This window comes from Actinoplanes sp. NPDC051851 (assembly GCF_040681165.1).
Classification (GTDB): Bacteria; Actinomycetota; Actinomycetes; order Mycobacteriales; family Micromonosporaceae; genus Actinoplanes.
The window spans coordinates 24,107-41,244 of sequence record NZ_JBFAYF010000015.1; the positions used below are offsets into that span (position 1 = coordinate 24,107).

Annotated in this window: 17 protein-coding genes and 1 tRNA gene; 10 read left to right on the forward strand and 8 right to left on the reverse strand. The window is 71.6% G+C overall.

All coding sequences use genetic code 11. The annotated features are described in order from the left end of the window. Nucleotides 1–2: 2 nt before the first annotated feature. The 3 genes from AB0M08_RS16875 to AB0M08_RS16885 all read right to left on the reverse strand — a co-directional run bounded on the left by AB0M08_RS16875 (nucleotide 3) and on the right by AB0M08_RS16885 (nucleotide 2,950). Nucleotides 3–1,607: an ankyrin repeat domain-containing protein gene (locus AB0M08_RS16875; RefSeq protein WP_364493498.1), complete on the reverse strand. Its 1,605-nt coding sequence runs from the start codon at nucleotides 1,605–1,607 to the stop codon at nucleotides 3–5. A gap of 140 nt (nucleotides 1,608–1,747) precedes the next feature. Further along, entirely contained in the window at nucleotides 1,748–2,848 is a 1,101-nt protein-coding gene (locus AB0M08_RS16880; protein WP_364493500.1) for a gala protein, read from the reverse strand. 29 nt (nucleotides 2,849–2,877) lie between these two features. Further along, nucleotides 2,878–2,950, reverse strand: a tRNA-OTHER gene (locus AB0M08_RS16885). Nucleotides 2,951–3,031: 81 nt separating this feature from the next. On the opposite strand from AB0M08_RS16885, the gene AB0M08_RS16890 reads away from it, so the two are divergent. The 7 genes from AB0M08_RS16890 to AB0M08_RS16920 all read left to right on the forward strand — a co-directional run bounded on the left by AB0M08_RS16890 (nucleotide 3,032) and on the right by AB0M08_RS16920 (nucleotide 7,918). Further along, on the forward strand, nucleotides 3,032–3,352 hold the full coding sequence (locus AB0M08_RS16890) for a metalloregulator ArsR/SmtB family transcription factor (RefSeq protein WP_364493502.1): 321 nt from the start codon (nucleotides 3,032–3,034) through the stop codon (nucleotides 3,350–3,352). Further along, nucleotides 3,349–3,852: an SRPBCC domain-containing protein gene (locus AB0M08_RS16895; protein WP_364493504.1), complete on the forward strand. Its 504-nt coding sequence runs from the start codon at nucleotides 3,349–3,351 to the stop codon at nucleotides 3,850–3,852. Before AB0M08_RS16890 ends, AB0M08_RS16895 begins: the two co-directional genes overlap by 4 nt. A gap of 52 nt (nucleotides 3,853–3,904) precedes the next feature. Next, nucleotides 3,905–4,540 carry a GntR family transcriptional regulator gene (locus AB0M08_RS16900; protein WP_364493506.1) on the forward strand — a complete coding sequence of 212 codons (636 nt, stop codon included), beginning with the start codon at nucleotides 3,905–3,907 and terminating at the stop codon, nucleotides 4,538–4,540. Nucleotides 4,541–4,646: 106 nt separating this feature from the next. Then, on the forward strand, nucleotides 4,647–5,339 hold the full coding sequence (locus AB0M08_RS16905; RefSeq protein ID WP_364493508.1) for an isochorismatase family cysteine hydrolase: 693 nt from the start codon (nucleotides 4,647–4,649) through the stop codon (nucleotides 5,337–5,339). A 1-nt stretch (nucleotide 5,340) separates the two neighbouring features. After that, nucleotides 5,341–5,997, forward strand: a complete 657-nt coding sequence (locus tag AB0M08_RS16910) for a cysteine hydrolase (protein ID WP_364493510.1) — start codon at nucleotides 5,341–5,343, stop codon at nucleotides 5,995–5,997. Further along, nucleotides 5,994–7,547 (forward strand): regulator, encoded by a 1,554-nt coding sequence (locus AB0M08_RS16915; protein WP_364493512.1) that lies wholly within the window; start codon nucleotides 5,994–5,996, stop codon nucleotides 7,545–7,547. Before AB0M08_RS16910 ends, AB0M08_RS16915 begins: the two co-directional genes overlap by 4 nt. Further along, a complete protein-coding gene (locus tag AB0M08_RS16920) occupies nucleotides 7,547–7,918 on the forward strand; it encodes an AtzH-like domain-containing protein (RefSeq protein ID WP_364493514.1) in 372 nt (123 codons plus the stop codon). The genes AB0M08_RS16915 and AB0M08_RS16920 overlap by 1 nt, the downstream gene beginning before the upstream one ends. 44 nt (nucleotides 7,919–7,962) lie before the next feature. On the opposite strand, the gene AB0M08_RS16925 is transcribed toward AB0M08_RS16920, so the two are convergent. Then, nucleotides 7,963–8,619 carry a DNA-directed RNA polymerase II gene (locus tag AB0M08_RS16925; RefSeq protein WP_364493516.1) on the reverse strand — a complete coding sequence of 219 codons (657 nt, stop codon included), beginning with the start codon at nucleotides 8,617–8,619 and terminating at the stop codon, nucleotides 7,963–7,965. 101 nt (nucleotides 8,620–8,720) lie between these two features. Here AB0M08_RS16925 and AB0M08_RS16930 point away from each other — a divergent pair, with 101 nt between their 5' ends. Then, the gene (locus AB0M08_RS16930; RefSeq protein ID WP_364493518.1) at nucleotides 8,721–9,938 is read left to right on the forward strand and encodes a GNAT family N-acetyltransferase; all 1,218 of its coding nucleotides are present in this window, start codon (nucleotides 8,721–8,723) and stop codon (nucleotides 9,936–9,938) included. A gap of 260 nt (nucleotides 9,939–10,198) precedes the next feature. Further along, a complete protein-coding gene (locus tag AB0M08_RS16935) occupies nucleotides 10,199–10,555 on the forward strand; it encodes a hypothetical protein (RefSeq protein WP_364493520.1) in 357 nt (118 codons plus the stop codon). 59 nt (nucleotides 10,556–10,614) lie between these two features. On the opposite strand, the gene AB0M08_RS16940 is transcribed toward AB0M08_RS16935, so the two are convergent. From AB0M08_RS16940 to AB0M08_RS16955, 4 genes are all read right to left on the reverse strand, one after another. Next, nucleotides 10,615–11,100 (reverse strand): ribose-5-phosphate isomerase, encoded by a 486-nt coding sequence (locus AB0M08_RS16940; RefSeq protein WP_364493522.1) that lies wholly within the window; start codon nucleotides 11,098–11,100, stop codon nucleotides 10,615–10,617. 12 nt (nucleotides 11,101–11,112) lie between these two features. Next, nucleotides 11,113–12,033 carry an alpha/beta hydrolase gene (locus AB0M08_RS16945; protein ID WP_364493524.1) on the reverse strand — a complete coding sequence of 307 codons (921 nt, stop codon included), beginning with the start codon at nucleotides 12,031–12,033 and terminating at the stop codon, nucleotides 11,113–11,115. A 7-nt stretch (nucleotides 12,034–12,040) separates the two neighbouring features. Continuing rightward, nucleotides 12,041–13,279 (reverse strand): DUF1015 family protein, encoded by a 1,239-nt coding sequence (locus tag AB0M08_RS16950; RefSeq protein WP_364493526.1) that lies wholly within the window; start codon nucleotides 13,277–13,279, stop codon nucleotides 12,041–12,043. Between the two features lie 455 nt (nucleotides 13,280–13,734). Beyond that, nucleotides 13,735–14,361 (reverse strand): disulfide bond formation protein DsbA, encoded by a 627-nt coding sequence (locus AB0M08_RS16955; protein ID WP_364493528.1) that lies wholly within the window; start codon nucleotides 14,359–14,361, stop codon nucleotides 13,735–13,737. Nucleotides 14,362–14,486: 125 nt separating this feature from the next. Between AB0M08_RS16955 and pepN the strand changes: the two genes are divergently transcribed. Further along, nucleotides 14,487–17,045, forward strand: a complete 2,559-nt coding sequence (gene pepN, locus AB0M08_RS16960) for an aminopeptidase N (RefSeq protein ID WP_364493530.1) — start codon at nucleotides 14,487–14,489, stop codon at nucleotides 17,043–17,045. Nucleotides 17,046–17,138: the final 93 nt, after the last annotated feature.

Consider the following 17,138-nt stretch of genomic DNA (forward strand, 5'->3'; position numbering starts at 1 on the left):
GGTCATGCGCGCTCCTTCACGTACGCCACGGCCTCCAGGAACGCGGGGGTGCGGTCCCCGCCCTCCTCGTACCACTCCAGGCGGTCGGTGATGTAGTCGAGGACGGAGAGGTCGTCCTGGTTGGGGCGGTGCGGGTCGCCACCCGCGTCGACGAGCGCCCGGATCAGCTCGGGTGGCCAGACGTAGACGATCGCGTGGTAGAGGGGCGTGTTCCCCTCCCGGTCCGCGGCGTTCACGTCGAGGCCCAGCTCCAGCAGGCGGGGCAGCAGCCGGGCGTGGTCGAACGAGCGGACCATGTGCAGCAGCGAGCGGCCCCGGCCGTCCCGGATGTGCGGGTCCATCCCGGCGTCGAGGAGCTCCTCCACCACCCGGGTGCCGCCGTGGATCATCCGGAGCCAGAGGTCCTCCCGGGCGGCACGCAGCCGCTTGGGCAGCCGCCCGGTGGCACCGGTCCAGGCCTGCTCGGCCGCGAAGCAGCCGGTGACCGCTCCGCCGAAGGCCCGCATCGCGCGTTCCCGCTGCTGCTCGTCGGCGGTGTGCGCGGTGAGCCGCAGCCGCCCGTGACCGTTCTCGATCACATGCCACTCACCCCGGCAGCGCACCCGGATCGGCTCCGGCTCCGACTCCGCCGACAACGCGGAGGCGGGTGAAGACGAAGACGCGGGCGCGGGCGCAGGCGCGGGTGAAGACGCGAGCGGTGGCCAGGAGGGGAAGAGCGCGGCGCGGACCAGCGGGTGCAGCGCCGCCGGGGTGAGACGGCCCTGGCGGACCAGTTCCAGGTCGATCGGGGCGTGGAGCAGGCCCGGCTGGATCCGTGGGTCGTTTCGCACCCGCTGGCGCGCGCTCCAGTCGCCGCCGAGGCGGGAAACCCTGACGAGCCGGTCGCGGACCTCGACGCGCAGGACGTCGCTCCAGGTCAGCCAGACCAGCCAGGTGGTCGTCCCGGACTGCGCGGTGAGCCGCCGGGCCTCGGCGGCGAGGACCAAGGGGTCGATCGTCGTGACCGGGCCGTCGGCGAGGTCGGGTGCGAGCAAGCCGGCCGCCCGCCAGGCCGTGGGCGTGCCGAGCGCCCGCCGCACCCGCTCGGCACGGGCCGGGGCGCTGTCGCCGACGCCGTACGCCGACGCGGGCAGCGGCTCGCCCGCCGGGGTGAACCCGGGCACCCGGTCGGCGTCGCCCCCGACGGCGGTCCGCAGGTCGGCGGCGCGCCGGGCGTCCCAGAGCCAGGGCGCCGGCCAGGCCGTCCCGGAGTCGTCGAGGTCGGCGGCGCGCGCTACGCCGAGGGTGAGCCGCTGGGAACCGAGCACCCCACGGGGCGGGTGGACCAGGAGCACGTGGTCGTCCGGGTCGAGTCGCCTGTCCGGGGCGAGTGCGTACGTCGTGGTGGTGGCGAGGGTGGTGAACCCGCCGAGCACCCGCGGGAGGTGCCAGCGGAGCAGGTCCGGCGCGAAACCGGCCAGCAGATCGGCCACCGGAGCGGCGGAGTCGGCGTCGAACGCGACGTCGATCTCACCGGCCGCGCACGCCGCCCGCCAGTCGCCCCGCTCCCGCGCCGCGGTGCACTCCTCGATCATCCGGGCCGGAACCGCGTAGCGACGGATCCTCACCCACACCGGAGTGTCCGGTGAAACCGAAATATCCGGCAAACCGGAGGTCTCGGGCGAATGAGAAGGGTCGACCGGGGAGGAAGCGCCGGGCGAAAGCGGGAGGCCGGAGGGGGAGGCAACGGCGGGTGGGGAGGGGAGGGTCATCGGTACACGCTCGCGATCGCGGCCATGTCGGCGTGTGGGGGCGCGTCGGAGCGGGGTGCGCGGCGGCGCATCCGGCGGGGGACGCCGCCGTTGATCGCCAGGTGGTCGAGGCCCGCGTCGAGCAGCAGGCGGGCGCCGCGGCCGGTCACCCCGGTGTGGCGTACGTCGAGGCGGCGCAGCGCACTGCCGGGGATCGCGGCGGCGAGGCGGGCCGCGCCCTCGTCGCCGACCACGTTGGGGCTGCCGCCGAGGGCCCGTTCGGACGGCGGGCGGCCCAGGTCGAGGGCGATCCAGTCGTGCAGCGCGGCGGCGAGCGGCGCCATCCCGGTGATCCCGTTGCCGCCGAGCCCGAGCGTCACCGGGAGGCCGGCGAGGCCCTCGGCGAGCGTGGCGCAACCCTCGTCGCCGAGCCGGTTGACCGCGAGGTAGAGCTCGCGGACACCGCCGGACCGGACCATCCGGACCAGGATCGGGACCGCGTCGGGGCGCAGGCCGTTGCCGCCGAGGAAGAGCCGCTCCAGGACCGGAGGCCGGGACTCCAGCGCGCCGGCCAGGTGCGCCAGGCCGGCGGTGGTCACCCCGGTGTTGACCAGGTCGAGCGTACGCAAACAGGAATTGACCGCAAGGGCGGCGGCCAGCGTGACCACCCCCGCATCGCCGATCGGGTTGCGCTTGAGCCAGAGGGCCCGAATCTGATCATCGGCGGCGAGCCTGCCGGCGAGCGCGCCCGCGCCCTCCGCGTCGATCCGGTTGCAGCCCAGGTAGACCGTGCTGATCCGGTGGCCCGGTGTCAGCGCCTCGGCGACCACGCGGGCACCGGGCGCGCCCAGCCCGTTGGTGCCGAGCAGCAGGTGGGTGGCGTGCGGCGAGGCGACGGCACCCCGCATCACCCGGGCCACCTGCACCGGGCCGATGCCCTGCTTACAGAGGTCGACCCGGCCGTCGGCGCGGACCAGACCGCGGGCGAACTCCTCGGCGCCGATCACCGGATCGGGTGACGCGAGCCGCCGCAGGATGCCGTCGAAGTCGGCCGGATCGGCCAGCCCACGGCCGGGGTCGCTGATGGCCGGGCACCGCACCGGAACACCGTCATCCATCCGCAACCTCCCCCGAAGTGGAACAGGGGCGAAGCCGACCGGATTCGAACCGGCGTCCTCCTGCTCGCTGCCAAGGCGCGACGACCTCTGCGCTACGACTCCGCCGCGCCGAAGCATACGAGAGCGGTCCGACATTTTTGCGCACGGTTGACATGTGACCAAATGGTCACCTAACTTAGCGTCATGGCCGACGACGATCGGGTGTTCAAGGCCTTGGCCGATCCCAGTCGTCGTCTCCTCCTCGACCTGCTGTTCGCGCGTGACGGCCGCACGCAGACCGAACTGGAGTCAGAGTTGGAGATGACGCGATTCGGGGTCGCCAAGCACCTGAGAGTGCTGGAGGAGGCGGGTCTCGTCGTCATACGCCGGTCGGGCCGGGAGAAGTTGCACTTCCTCAACCCGGTGCCGATCCGCGAGATCCACGACCGATGGATCGACAAATACACAGAGCGACATGTGACCGCACTCATCGATCTCAAACGCACCCTGGAGGAAGAGTCATGAGCGACACCAAGGTCTTCCGAATCTGGATCAAGGCGACCCCGGAGAAGATCTGGCAGGCCTTCACCGACCCCGAGTGGAACGCCCGGTACGGCTACGCCGCGCCGCAGTACTACGAGCTCAAAAAGGGCGGCCGGTTCTACTCGAAGGCGAACGAGGGCATGCTCGCGTACGCCGCGGCGAACGGCTTCACCATGCCCGAGGAGATCCTCGACGGCGAGGTCCTGGAGGCCGAGCCGCCGCGCCGCCTGGTGCAGACCTGGCGGATGCTGATGGACCCGACCACCGGCGCCGAGCCGTTCACCACGCTGACCGTCGAGATCGAAGACTCCGCGCCGGGCGTCTGCCGGGTCACCATCACCCACGAGCTGACCGGCGCGCCCGCCACCGCGGCCATGGTGCAGGGCAGCCCGGACGCGGCGGCCGAGGGTGGCGGCGGCTGGGCCTGGGTGCTCAGCGACCTCAAGTCCCTGCTGGAGACCGGCTCGGTGCTGGCCGGCTGAGGCACGGGGCGCCCCTCTGCGCAGGGGCGCCCCGTCCTGGCACACTAGCCCCGTGAGCGACGGGGAGTTGGCGGCGTACAGCCTCGTGGAGCTCGCCGTCGATCGCCTGAAGCGGGACATCCTCAGTGGCCGGACCGACCCGGGCGAGCGCCTGGTGGAGGAGCAGCTCACGCGGCGGCTCGGGATCAGCCGCGCACCGCTGCGCGAGGCGATGCGGCTCCTCGCCGAGCAGGGCCTGGTCCAGCACATCCCGCGGCGCGGCGCCCGCGTCGCCACCCTCTCCGACGACGACGTCCGCGAGCTGTACGAGATCCGCGACGTCCTGGAGCGGCACGCCGTCACCAGCACCCCGGCGGCCGCGGACCTGACCCGGCTGCGCGCCGCACTCGACACCATCCGCCGGGCCACCGACGCCGACGACCGGCTCGAGCTGGCCAACGCGCACCGCCGCTTCCACGTCGAGGTGGTCGCGCTCAGCGGCAACCGTCAGCTCACCGGCCTGTACGAGACGGTCCTGGTGCGCATCCAGCTCTACATGGCGGTCAACATGCGCCGGGAGGCCGAGACCGCCCGCGCGGCCGAGGGCGTGCACCGGCACGAGCGGCTCTTCGCGGCCGTCGAGCACGGTGACGCCGCCGCGGTGCTGGCCGCGCTGAGCGAGCACGGCGCCCGCACCTACCTGAGCTAGATCACCCTGAGAAATCCCGTCGTTACCTGACGCGATCCTCGTCGAAACAGAACTGTCGACAATCGACGATGTGACGTACGTCTAAGGCTGTCGAAGGGATTCCTTCATGTCTCCGACGATCGGGCCTGTTCAGGCCGACCCCTACCCCTGGCCCTACGACGGCGCGGCGCCGATCGAACGGACCGCGCTGATCTGCATCGACTGGCAGACCGACTTCTGCGGCCCGGGCGGCTACGTCGACGCGATGGGCTACGACATCGAGCTCACCCGCGCCGGGCTGCCGGCCACCGCCAAGCTCCTCCAGCACGTCCGAGACCTGGGCATGCTGGTCATCCATACCCGCGAGGGCCACGACCCGGACCTCTCCGACCTGCCCGCCAACAAGCGCTGGCGCTCCGCCCGGATCGGCGCCGAGATCGGCGGGCCCGGCCCCTGCGGCCGCATCCTAATCAAGGGCGAGCCGGGCTGGGAGATCGTGCCCGAGGTCGCCCCCGTTCCCGGCGAGGTCGTGATCGACAAGCCGGGGAAGGGCGCGTTCTACGCCACCAACCTGGACCTGGTGTTGCGTACGCACGGCATCACCCACCTGATCCTGACCGGGATCACCACCGACGTCTGCGTGCACACGACGATGCGGGAGGCGAACGACCGCGGGTACGAGTGCCTGATCCTGAGCGACTGCACCGGCGCGACCGACCCGGGCAACCACGCGGCCGCACTGCACATGGTCACCATGCAGGGCGGCGTCTTCGGCTGCGTGTCGACGTCGGACGCGGTCATCGCCGGAACGGCGGTGTGACATGCCCACCGTGGACGCGCAACCCTCCCCGTTCGGCTTCGACCGGGACAGCACCGCACTCCTCGTCATCGACATGCAGCGGGACTTCCTGCTACCCGGCGGGTTCGGGGAGTCGCTCGGCAACGACGTCGCCCAGTTGCGACGGACCATCGAGCCGCTGACGGCGCTCCTCACGGCCTGGCGCGCGGCCGGGCTGCCCGTGATCCACACGCGCGAGGGCCATGACTCCGACTTATCCGACTGCCCGCCCGCCAAGCTGGCCCGCGGCCCGATGATCGGTCAGCCGGGACATTTCGGTCGCATTCTCATTCGCGGCGAGTACGGCCACGACATCATCGACGAACTCCGGCCCGCCGACGGCGAAGTCGTGATCGACAAACCCGGCAAGGGCGCGTTCTATTCAACCGATTTGTCGGAGATATTGGAGAAGTCGGGCATCACCCACCTGGTCGTCACCGGCGTCACCACCGAGGTCTGCGTGCACACCACGGTCCGGGAAGCCAACGACCGCGGCTACGAGTGCCTCGTCCTGGCCGACTGCGTCGGCTCCTACTTCCCCGAGTTCCAGCGCGTCGGCCTGCAGATGATCGCCGCCCAGGGCGGGATCTTCGGCTGGGTCGCGGAGTCCCCCGCCCTGATCAAGGAGATCTCGCGATGAAGCTGCCCTACTGGGTCCGGGGCGACACGAACGCCTTCTTCGGATTCGGCGTCAACGTCCTGGTCAACGTGCTCACCCTCACCGGACTCTGCCTCGGCGTGATCAGGATGCCGGCCTCGGACGTGTTCGGCGTGATCCTGCCGGCGCTCGGCATCGCGCTGGTCGCCGGCAACGTCTACTACACGTACCTCGCCCGGAAGCTGGCCGCCACGGAGAACCGGTCCGACGTCACGGCGATGCCGTACGGCCCGAGCGTCCCGCACATGTTCATCGTGATCTTCGTGATCATGCTGCCGATCTACCTGACCACGAAGGACCCGGTGGCCGCGTGGACGGCCGGTATCGCGTGGGCGTTCATCATCGGCGTGATCGTGCTGATCGGCGCCTTCGTCGGCCCGTACATCAGGAAATATGCGCCGAAGGCTGCCCTGCTCGGCACCCTGGCCGGCATCTCGATCACGTTCATCTCGATGAACCCGGCCGGGAACATGTGGAACCACGCCTGGATCGCCCTGCCGGTCTTCGGGCTGCTGCTGGTCGGCCTGCTCACCGACGTCAAGCTGCCGTTCAACATCCCGATCGGCCTGGCCGCGCTGCTGGCCGGCACCGCGATCGGCTGGATCGGCGGCGTGATGAGCGTGCCGGACGTCACCGCGGCGGCGAAGGACATCGCGTTCGCGTTCCCGCACCTCAAGGTGGATCTGCTGATCGACGGCCTGAAGGACATGGCACCGCTGCTCGCCACCGCGATCCCGCTCGGCGTCTACAACTTCACCGAGGCGATGACGAACGTGGAGAGCGCCTCGACCGCGGGCGACCGGTACAACCTGCGCAGCGTGCTGCTCGCCGACGGCGCCGGCGCGGTGATCGGCTCCTGCCTCGGCTCGCCGTTCCCGCCCGCCGTCTACGTCGGCCACCCCGGATGGAAGGCGGCCGGCGGCCGGACCGGGTACTCGATGGCGACCGGCGTGGTGATCGCGCTGCTCTGCTTCTTCGGCCTGTTCGGCCTGCTCGGGGCGATCTTCCCGACCGCCGCGATCGTGCCGATCCTGCTCTACATCGGGCTGCTGATCGGCGCGCAGGCGTTCCAGGCCTCACCCCGGGCGCACGCCGCCGCGGTCGTCGCCGCGCTGATCCCGAACATCGCGCAGTGGGCCACCGGCCAGATGGACAACGCGCTCGCCGCGGCGGGCACCACCGCCGCGCAGGTCGGCACCGAGGCGCTGGCCGGGGCGGGCGTGGTCTACGACGGGCTGAAGACGCTCGGCGAGGGCGCGATCCTGGCCGGTCTGGTGCTCGGCGCGATCGTCGCGTTCATCATCGACAAACGCTTCTGGCACGCGGCGGTCTTCGCCGGGTCGGGCGCCGTGCTCACCTTCATCGGCCTGATCCACGCCGAGAAGGTGCAGTGGAACGCGAACGGGCAGGTCGCGCTCGGCTACCTGTTCCTGGCCCTGGTCTGCGTCGCGTTCGCCCTGACCCGGCCGGAACCGCGGGAGCCGGACCCCACGGAGGCGGCGGAGCCCGAGACCGTCGAGGCCACGGCCTGATGGAACGGAACTCCCCCGAGGTGATCGCCGAGGTCACCGCCGCGTTCGAGGGCTACGAGCGGGCCCTGGTCGCCAATGACGTCGAGGCGATGCTCGGCTACTTCGCCCCGGAGGCGGTCCGCTTCGGCATCGCCGACCAGCAGGTCGGCATCGAGGAGCAGAGGCGGTGGCGGCTCGCTCAGGCACCGCTGCCGCCGGGCCGTCGTCTCAAGGACACGATCATCTCCACGTACGGCGAAAGCACCGCGACCGTGACGACCCTCTTCGGTTACCCGGGCCGCGACGTGCTGGGCCGCCAGACCCAGGCGTGGGCGCGCCTCCCCGAGGGCTGGCGCATCATCACCGCCCACGTCTCCGAGCCCACCGGCTGAGACCGGGGCGCTCCCGCCACGCGGCGGGGGCGCCCCGTGCGTACTCAAAAAACATTCACGACCCAGTGGAAGGCGCTCATCACCCAGTCGGTCTGGCGCAGGTGCGCGAAGCCCACCCCGACCAGGTAGAGCGCGGTCACCAGGTGCGAGCCGCGGGCACTGTGCCGGGTGTGACCCAGACGCTGCTCCCACACCACCCGGCCGACCAGCCGGCAGAGCGCGAAGACGCCCACGCCGACCAGCAGCGCCACCACGAAGACGATGAACGCGGTGCCCAGGTCGCCGCCGCTGGAGAGCGCCCAGATGCCCCAGCAGACGAACGCGAAGAGCAGCGCGGCCGTGGTCCACTCGCCGCCACGGCGCCACTGGGCGATGTGCCAGGCGAGGGGGCGGTGCGGGCGCGGCGGCTCGGCGTCCGGCCAGCCGGTGCCGGTCGGCTCGTGCTCCGCCGCGTACTGCTGGGTTCGCGGGCTCACCGTGGCACGGCCCCGGCTGAACGGCGACTGCTCGGGCGCGGCGGGCTGCGCCGGCGAGGTCGGCGCGTTCGGCACGCCGGCACTGCCCCGCGGCGGGGCCGGCGAGGTCGGCACACTGGCGCCGCCCTGCGGCGCGGCCGGCGCCTGAACCGTCGGCGGGTCGGCCCACGGGTCCTGCGGCGGCATGTCGAGCGTCCGCTCAGACCACTGCGGTTGCTCCGGCATGATTCCCCTCTCACGATCGCGATCGACGTGACCGCAGTTTCGAGAGTAGCGAGCCCGCAAATAGGTCGCCCCGACACACAGCAGTCCGTTACACACGAGCCATGAGCCATGGCATTCCCCTGCGGCCGGGCACGGCCGGCGATTTCGACGCGATCTACGAACTGCTCGCCCACGTCTTCCACGAGGACTCCGAGGGCTTCAGGGACGCCGAGAAGATCGTTCTGGAGACCGACCGTTCGCTGATCTGCGACGACGAGGGCATCGTCGCCGGACACGCGACGGCGTACACCCGGGATCTGACCGTGCCGGGCGGGGTGGTGCCGGCCGCGCACATCTCCGGTGTCGGCGTCCGGGCCACCCATCGGCGACGGGGCCTGCTGACCTCGATGATGCGCCGTCAGCTCACCGAGATCCACGAGGCCGGGCGGGAGCCGGTCGCGGTGCTCTGGGCCAGCGAGACCACGATCTACCCCCGCTTCGGGTACGGTCCGGCCGCCGCCCGCCTCAAGCTCTTCATCGCCAACCGTGAGGTACGCCTCCCCGCGCCGCCCGCCACCCCGCCCCGGCTCCGGATGGGCGACCCGGCCGGGCTGATCCCCGAGATGAGCCGGATCTACGACGAGGTCCGGACCACCCGGGTCGGCTGGTCGGACCGGGCCGAGCACTGGTGGCGGTACCTCGTGTACGACCCGAAGGACCTGCGCGACGGCGCCACCCGGTTGAACGCCGTGATCCACGACTCCCCCGACGGCCCGTCCGGGTACGCCCTCTGGCGGGTCAAGGACGACTGGAACCACCACGGCCCGAACGCCGACGTGCTGGTCCGCGAGGTGGTGGCCACGGATCCGGCGGCCTATCGCGAGCTGTGGCGCTTCCTGCTCAGCATCGACCTGACCCGGAAGGTGACGTTCCGGAACGCCGCGCTCGACGAACCGCTGCAGTACCTGGTGGACGAGCCACGCCGGCTCGGCGCCGTGCTGGCCGACTCGCTCTACCTCCGGCTGGTCGACCTGCCCGCCGCACTGGCCGCCCGCCGGTACGCGGCCCCGGTCGACGTGGTGCTGGAGGTGACCGACCCGCTGATCGACGCGAACACCGGGCGCTGGCGGCTCACCGGCGGCCCGGACGGCGCGACCTGCTCCCGGACCACTGACCCGGCCGACCTGGAGTGCTCGGTGACCGATCTCGGCGCGGCCTACCTCGGCGGGACCTCGCTGGCGACGCTCGCCGCGGCCGGGCGGGTCCGCCTGCTGACCGCGAACGATCCGTCCCTGGCCTTCGGCTGGCACCGCCCGCCGAGCGCCACCGAGACCTTCTGAGGAGAGCCGCACCGGGTACCGTCGGCGTCATGGGTGAGCCCGAACGCCGACGCCGTCGCGTACGTCCCCCCTCGGGGACCACCACCGACCCGGCCCCCGCACCGGTGCCGGGCCCGCCGCCCGTCCCGGTCCCAGCGCCGCCACCCAGTGCGGCCGCCCCTGTCCCGGCACCACCGCCTGGTACGGCCGCCCCTGTCCCGGCACCACCGCCCGGTGCGGCCGTTCCGGTCCCGGCGCCGCCACCCGCATCTCCGGTCCCGATGCCACCGGCATCTCCGGTCCCGACGCCACCGGCATCTCCGGTTCCGACGCCACCGGCGGCTCCGGTCCCGACGCCGCCCGTGGCGAAGCAGCCGGCTTCGGGACAGCCCACGGTCAACCGGCGTCCCACGGTGGGCGGCCGTCCCACGTCCGGCGCCGGGGCGGGCGCCGAGGAGCAGGGTGAGCGCGGCCTGCGTGGCCTGGTCGGCTCGGGCTCGTCCCAGGTCAGTATCGGCGCGGCGCTGCGGGCCCGGGACTCCTCCCGCCCGACCGACCAGGATTTCGCCGAGGCCGACCGGGACCTGGTGATCGTCCGCCGCAACTGGCTCCCCCGCGAGGACCTGCCCCGCCGCTGACCCAGGGGGGGGTGATCCGTCGTCCGCGGTGCGGAGACACCCCTGGGCAGCGGCTGCGGTCAGGCGGCGGGAGCGGACTCCGGCAGCTCCGGGAGCTCGCGGGTCTTCTCGTAGTCGGCCAGCTGGGAGATCCGCCGGGCGTGCCGGGCGTCGCCGGAGAACGGCGTGGCGATGAAGGCCTCGACGAACGCGGTGGCCTCGTCCAGGGTGTGCTGGCGAGCGCCGATCGCGATCACGTTGCTGTCGTTGTGCTGGCGGCCGAGCTGGGCGATCTCGGTCTTCCAGACGAGCGCCGACCGGACGCCCGGCACCTTGTTGGCGGCGATCTGCTCGCCGTTGCCGGAGCCGCCGATCACCACGCCGAGCGAGCCCGGGTCGGCCACCACCCTGGCACCGGTGTGGAAGCAGAACGCCGGGTAGTCGTCCTCGGGGTCGTACGCGTGCGGTCCGACGTCCACCACGTCGTGTCCCTGCTTGATCAGGTGATTCACGAGGTGCTGCTTCAGCTCGAAGCCGGCGTGGTCGGAACCCAGGTAGAGACGCATGTGGGAAGTCTTTCAGAAGGTGAGGGCCGCGCGCAGGGCGGATGCCACCTGATCCGCGGCGGCCCGGGCGGCGTCGATGGTGGCGATCTTGCGGGCGAATCCGTGGTTCATCCCCATGTAGCGGGTGTGCACCACCGGCACGCCGGCGGCGAGCAGCGCGTCCGCGTAGTCCGCGCCCTCGTCGCGCAGGACGTCGTACTCACCCGTCAGGATGAGGGTGGACGGCATCCCGGCGAGGTCGGCCACCGCGAGCGGGGCGACGTCCGGGCTGAGCCGCTGCGCCGGAACCGGCACGTACGTCTCCCAGGCGAGCTTCATCGAGGCCCGGTCCAGGCCGTACCCGCCGAGCTCGTCGTACGACTCGGCCGAGGTGAGCGGGTCGATCACCGGGTAGATGAGCACCTGGAAGTCGAGCGGTGTCCCGGCGTCACGCTGGCGCCGGGCGGTGACCGTGGCGATCTGGCCGCCCGCGCTGTCCCCGCCGATGGCGAGCCGGGCGACGTCCACGCCCAGCTCGTCGCCGCCGGTCTTGCGCAGGTAGGCCAGGACCGTCTCGACGTCGTCGAGCGCGGCCGGGTGCGGGTGCTCCGGCGCGAGGCGGTAGCCGACCGAGAGCACGGCACAGCCGGAACGGTCGGCGACCCGGCGGCAGAACCGGTCCACGGTCTCGATACTGCCGTAACACCAGCCGCCGCCGTGCAGATAGACCAGGACCGGGGCGCCGGCCCGGGTCGCGTAGAGCCGGCACGGCACCCCGTCGGCGTCCAGGTCGGCGACGACCGGCAACGGCAGCGCCGGGCCGGTCTCCGCCTCGTTGGACGCCTCCATCGCGGCCCGGACGGCGAGCAGCCGTTCGTAGGGGGAGGCCGCGATCTCCTCGGATGTGGGGCGGCGGCGCAGGGACGCCGCCGCGGTCACCTGGGGGTGGATCATGCGGGGGTCAGCCGAGCTGGTCGGAAACGAGGCCGGGCTGCTCGGCGTCGAGGCCGAGCTGGGCGAGGACGAGACCGCCCCGGGCCTTCGGCGTGAACCAGGTGCTCTTGCGTGGGAGCTTCTGCCGGGCCAGGTTGACCTCGACGAAGTCCTCCACGGTCACCGGGGCGATCAGCAGGGCCAGCTCGGCGCGGCCGGCGTCGACCTCGCCGCGCAGCCACTCGACCGGGTAGTCGCCGCCGATGTACGAGATCCGCTTGTCGCCCGGGTCGAGGCCGAGGACGTCACGGAGCAGCACCCGCTCGACGAGAGCGTGGTCGAGGTTCTCCACCGGGGAGCCGGACGGATCGGTGGGCAGGCCGACCGCCCAGGACCGCCCGTACGCGTAAAGCTCGATCGTGCCCTTGCCGGGCAGCGCGGCGACCCGCGGCAGTTCGGTGACCGTCGCACCGGCCGCGCGCAGACCGTCGATGAGCTCGCCGGCCGCGACCGGAAGCTCACTGACCAGGCGGTTGTAGGGCTGGATGAAGACCGACGCGGGGGTGGTGACGCAGGCCAGGAAGCGGGTGAGGCCACCGGTCTGCGCGGCCAGGCTGCGGTGGTTGCCGTCGGCGACCACCAGCTCGCCGCCGCCGGCCAGCGCGGTCAGCCGGTCCTGCAGCTCGCCGGGGCCGATCTCCCAGATGGCGTGGGTGCGGCCGGTCTGATCGGTGTCGGTCGCGGCGGGCTCCCCCGCCGCGGCGCAGGCGTCCGCGAGGGCCGCATGCAGCTCCTCGCCCTTGCCGGTCTGCAGCAGGAGTACGGGCGAGAGCAGCGTCTGCAGGGAGTCGGCGAGGGCCACCCGCTCGCGGACCTTCGAGATGAAGACGTCCTCGTTGCGGATGACCAGGCCCGGCTCGTCGGCGCTGGTGGAGATCTCGGCGGTCTCCACCATGCTCCACAGGCCGTAGGCCGGCGCCTCGTCCTTGGCGGTGATCCGGTAGAGCACCACGACGTGCTCGGCCTGCCGGTAGTGGCCCTCGGCCTTGTCGCGCGCCAACCGGACGACGGCGTCCGGCAGGGCTTCCGCGAAGGTCTTGCCGAGGGACTCGGGCGCGAGATGCGGCATCTCGACGGAGAGCGCGCTGTGCGGGTTGTCCGTGATGATGTCGGTGATTTCGGCGTCGTCGGCGAACTCGTCGTAGTTCTGGGCTCCGGTACCGCCAGTGGTGATCCAGGCCCGGCTGATCGGGTGCACGACCGTCATGAGGGGCAACTTACCCAACCCGGAGGCGATCACCGCCCACCGGCGTGGTCATCGTGACCTGCTCAACTGCCCGCGACGCCGCGGGTTAACCCGCCGTTCGACCGGCCATGCGGTAACGGTCACCGGAGGAGCCACGAATCCGGCCAGCTCGGGGGACAAATCCTCCCAGACGCCGCGCTGCACCCCGATGGTGGCACCGGCGACCGAGTCACTCTGTGGCATGAAGTTCCGCCTTCGCGTTGGATGAGGTGTTGGTCACCCCATCCAACGACCGCTTCCAGCGCGAGATTCGCACTTTTCGACGCTCGCCACCCAACCGCAACCCACGTCGCACTCCGCCGTCGGTGACGAGGGCGCCGAAAACGGCGAGCGAAGCGGGGCCGTTTCGGCGCCCTCGTCACCGGCTCAGAGGCGGAGTGCCCGCCGAGCGGAGCGCGGCCATCGGGCACAGCAACTCATTCGAAGGTGGGTCCCACAGTTCGGGAACGCTTGATCTCGTAGAAACCGGGAGTTCCGGCCACGAGGAGGACGCCGTCCCAGAGCTTTCCGGCGGCCTCCCCCTTCGGGGCCGGGGTGACCACCGGGCCGAAGAAGGCGATCGTCTCGTCCGGGTTCGGGCCCGGTGCGTGGATCACCGGGGTGCCGACGTCGGTGCCGACCGGCTTCATCCCGGCGTTGTGGCTGGCGCGCAGGGCCTCGTCCCGTTCGTCGGTCAGCGCCGCGGCGGCCAGCTCCGGGTCGAGCCCGACCTCGGTCAGGGCCTCCCGGAACAGCTTCTCGTCGAGCTCGTACTTCTGCAGGTGGATTCGGGTGCCGAGGGCGGTGTAGAGATCGCGGAGCACCTCCGGGCCGGCCGTCTCGGCGGCGGCGATGCAGACCCGGACCGGGCCCCAGCCCCGGTCCATCATCGCCCGGTAGTCCGCGGGGAGGTCGCGGCCCTCGTTCAGCACGGAGAGGCTCATCACGTTGAACCGGACGTCGAGCGGGCGGACCTTCTCGACCTCCAGGAGCCAGCGGGAGGTGATCCAGGCCCACGGGCAGAGCGGGTCGAACCACATGTCGACAGCGGCACGTTCATTCATGGATCGATCCTCTCTCCGCCGTACGGAAAATGGTCGTCCTACCTCGAACCCGGTGCGGGTGAGGTGAGACACCGCCCCGCCGCATAGGCTGCGAGGAAAAGCAGTCAGCTCGAAGGAGAGTGCACGTGGCCGGTGTTCACAACCTGACCCAGGTCGAGGCTGCGGAGCGGAGTCGATTGCTCGAGGTGATCGGGTACGACATCACCCTCGATCTGACCGACGGAAACGGCGACCCCGGGTCCGAGACCTTCCGCTCCACCACGGCGATCACCTTCCGGTGTGCCGAACCGGGAGCCGACACGTTCGTCGAGGCCGCGGCGGTGAAGATCCACTCCGCGACCCTGAACGGCACGCCGGTCGACCTGAGCACGTGGTCGCCGGAGAACGGCCTGGCGCTGTCCGGGCTCGCGGCGGAGAACACGCTGGTGGTCGAGGGCGACTTCGGCTACTCGGCGAGCGGCCAGGGTCTGCAGCGCAGCCTGGACCCCGTCGACCAGGAGATCTACCTCTACAGCCAGTTCGAGACCGCGGACGCCCAGCGGGTGTACGCGGCGTTCGACCAGCCCGACCTGAAGAGCGCCTACACCTGGCACGTGACCGTGCCGGGCCACTGGAAGGCGATCTCCAACTCGCCGGTCGAGCGCGAGGAAGCGGCCGCCGGCGGCGCCCGCACGGTGCACTTCGCCACCTCGGCGAAGATGAGCACCTACATCACCGCGATCTGCGCCGGGCCGTACCACGAGGTCAGGTACGCCCACGACGGCATCGACCTGGGATACTTCTGCCGCGCTTCCATGGCTCAGTACATGGACGCGGAGGATCTCAACCTGATCACCAAGCAGGGCTTCGACTTCTTCCACGAGCAGTTCGGGGTGCGTTACCCGCTGCCGAAGTACGACCAGCTCTGGGTGCCGGACTTCAACGCCGGCGCGATGGAGAACTTCGGCTGCGTCACGCACGCCGAGGCGCACTACATCTTCCGCTCGCAGGTCACCGACTTCGAGTACGAGCAGCGCGCCAACACGATCCTGCACGAACTCGCCCACATGTGGTTCGGCGACCTCGTCACCATGCGCTGGTGGAACGACCTGTGGCTGAACGAGTCGTTCGCCGAGTGGGCCAGCCACTGGTGCAACACGCACGCCACCCGGTTCACCGACGCCTGGTCGACGTTCCTCTCGATCCGCAAGGCGTGGGGCTACCGCCAGGACCAGCTCTCCTCGACCCACCCGGTCTACTGCGAGATGCCGGACCTGGAGGCGGTCGAGGTCAACTTCGACGGGATCACGTACGCCAAGGGCGCCAGCGTGATCAAGCAGCTGGTGGCGTACGTCGGCCTGGACCCGTTCCTGACCGGCCTCCGGGAGTACTTCGCCAAGCACGCCTGGAGCAACGCCACCTTCGACGACCTGCTCACCGAGCTGGAGGCCGCGTCCGGCCGCGAGCTGCGCAAGTTCGCCGCCCAGTGGCTGGAGACCGCGCAGGTCAACACGCTGCGCCCGATCGTCGAGGTGGACGCGGAGGGTCGCTACACCAGCGTGGTCGTGCAGCAGGAGGCACCGGCGGAGTACCCGACGCTGCGTACCCACCGGATCGGCGTCGGCCTCTACGACCTGGACGGCGACCGGCTGGTGCGCCGCGAGCTGGTCGAGGTCGACGTGGCCGGCGAGCGGACCGCGATCACCCAGCTGGCCGGGGTGAAGGCCCCGGACATCCTGCTGCTCAACGACGAGGACCTGACGTACACCAAGCTCCGCCTGGACGAGCGGTCGATGGCCACCCTGGTCGGGCACATCGCGGGTTTCGACTCGGCGCTGCCGCGGGCGCTCTGCTGGGCGGCCGCCTGGGACATGCTGCGCGACGCGGAGCTGGCGGCCCGGGACTACGTGGCGCTGGTCGTCTCCGGCCTGCCCGCCGAGAACGACATCAACCTGACCACGGCCACCCTGCGGCAGGCGGCGAACGCGCTGGTCAGTTTCGCCGACCCGGCGTGGGCGCCGACCGGCTGGGCTCAGCTGGCCGGGCTGGCCGAGTCGCAGCTGGCGGCGGCCGAGCCGGGCAGCGGCTGGCAGCTGACCTGGGCGCGGGCGTTCATCACCGCGGCGCGGACGCCGGAGCAGGCGGCCGTGCTGCGCGGCTGGCTGACCGGCGAGGCGGCTCCCGCGGGCCTGGTCGTCGACACCGAGCTGCGCTGGTCGCTGCTGCAGGCGCTGGCCGCGCTGGGCACGGCGGCCGAGCAGGAGATCGACGACGAGCTGGCCGGTGACCGGACGGCGAGCGGCGAGCGGGAGGCGGCGATCGCCCGCGCGCTGCTGCCGACCGCGGAGAACAAGGCCCGTGTCTGGGCCGAGCTCACCGGTCCGCAGGCCCTGCCGAACTGGCTCAACCGGTCGCTGCTGCAGGGCTTCCAGAGCACCCGCCAGATCGCCCTGACGGCGCCGTACGCGGAGAGGTTCTTCGAGGTCGTCGCGGACGTCTGGGCCCGCTCGGACAGCGAGCCGGCGCAGGAGTTCGCCACCCTGGCGTACCCGGCCTTCCAGATCAGCGAGGAGACGGTCGCGCTGACCGACGCCTGGCTGGCGAAGGAGGGTCACCCGGCGTCGCTGCGCCGCCTGGTCGCCGAGGGCCGTGACGGCGTCCTGCGTGCCCTGAAGGCCCGCGCCAAGGACGCCTCCGCCGCCTGATCGAACGGTGGAGGGCCCCGCCGCACGAGACCGTGCGGCGGGGCCTTTGCATATGGATGAACTTCCTTGTGATTTCCCGCGTGTTACGACTCT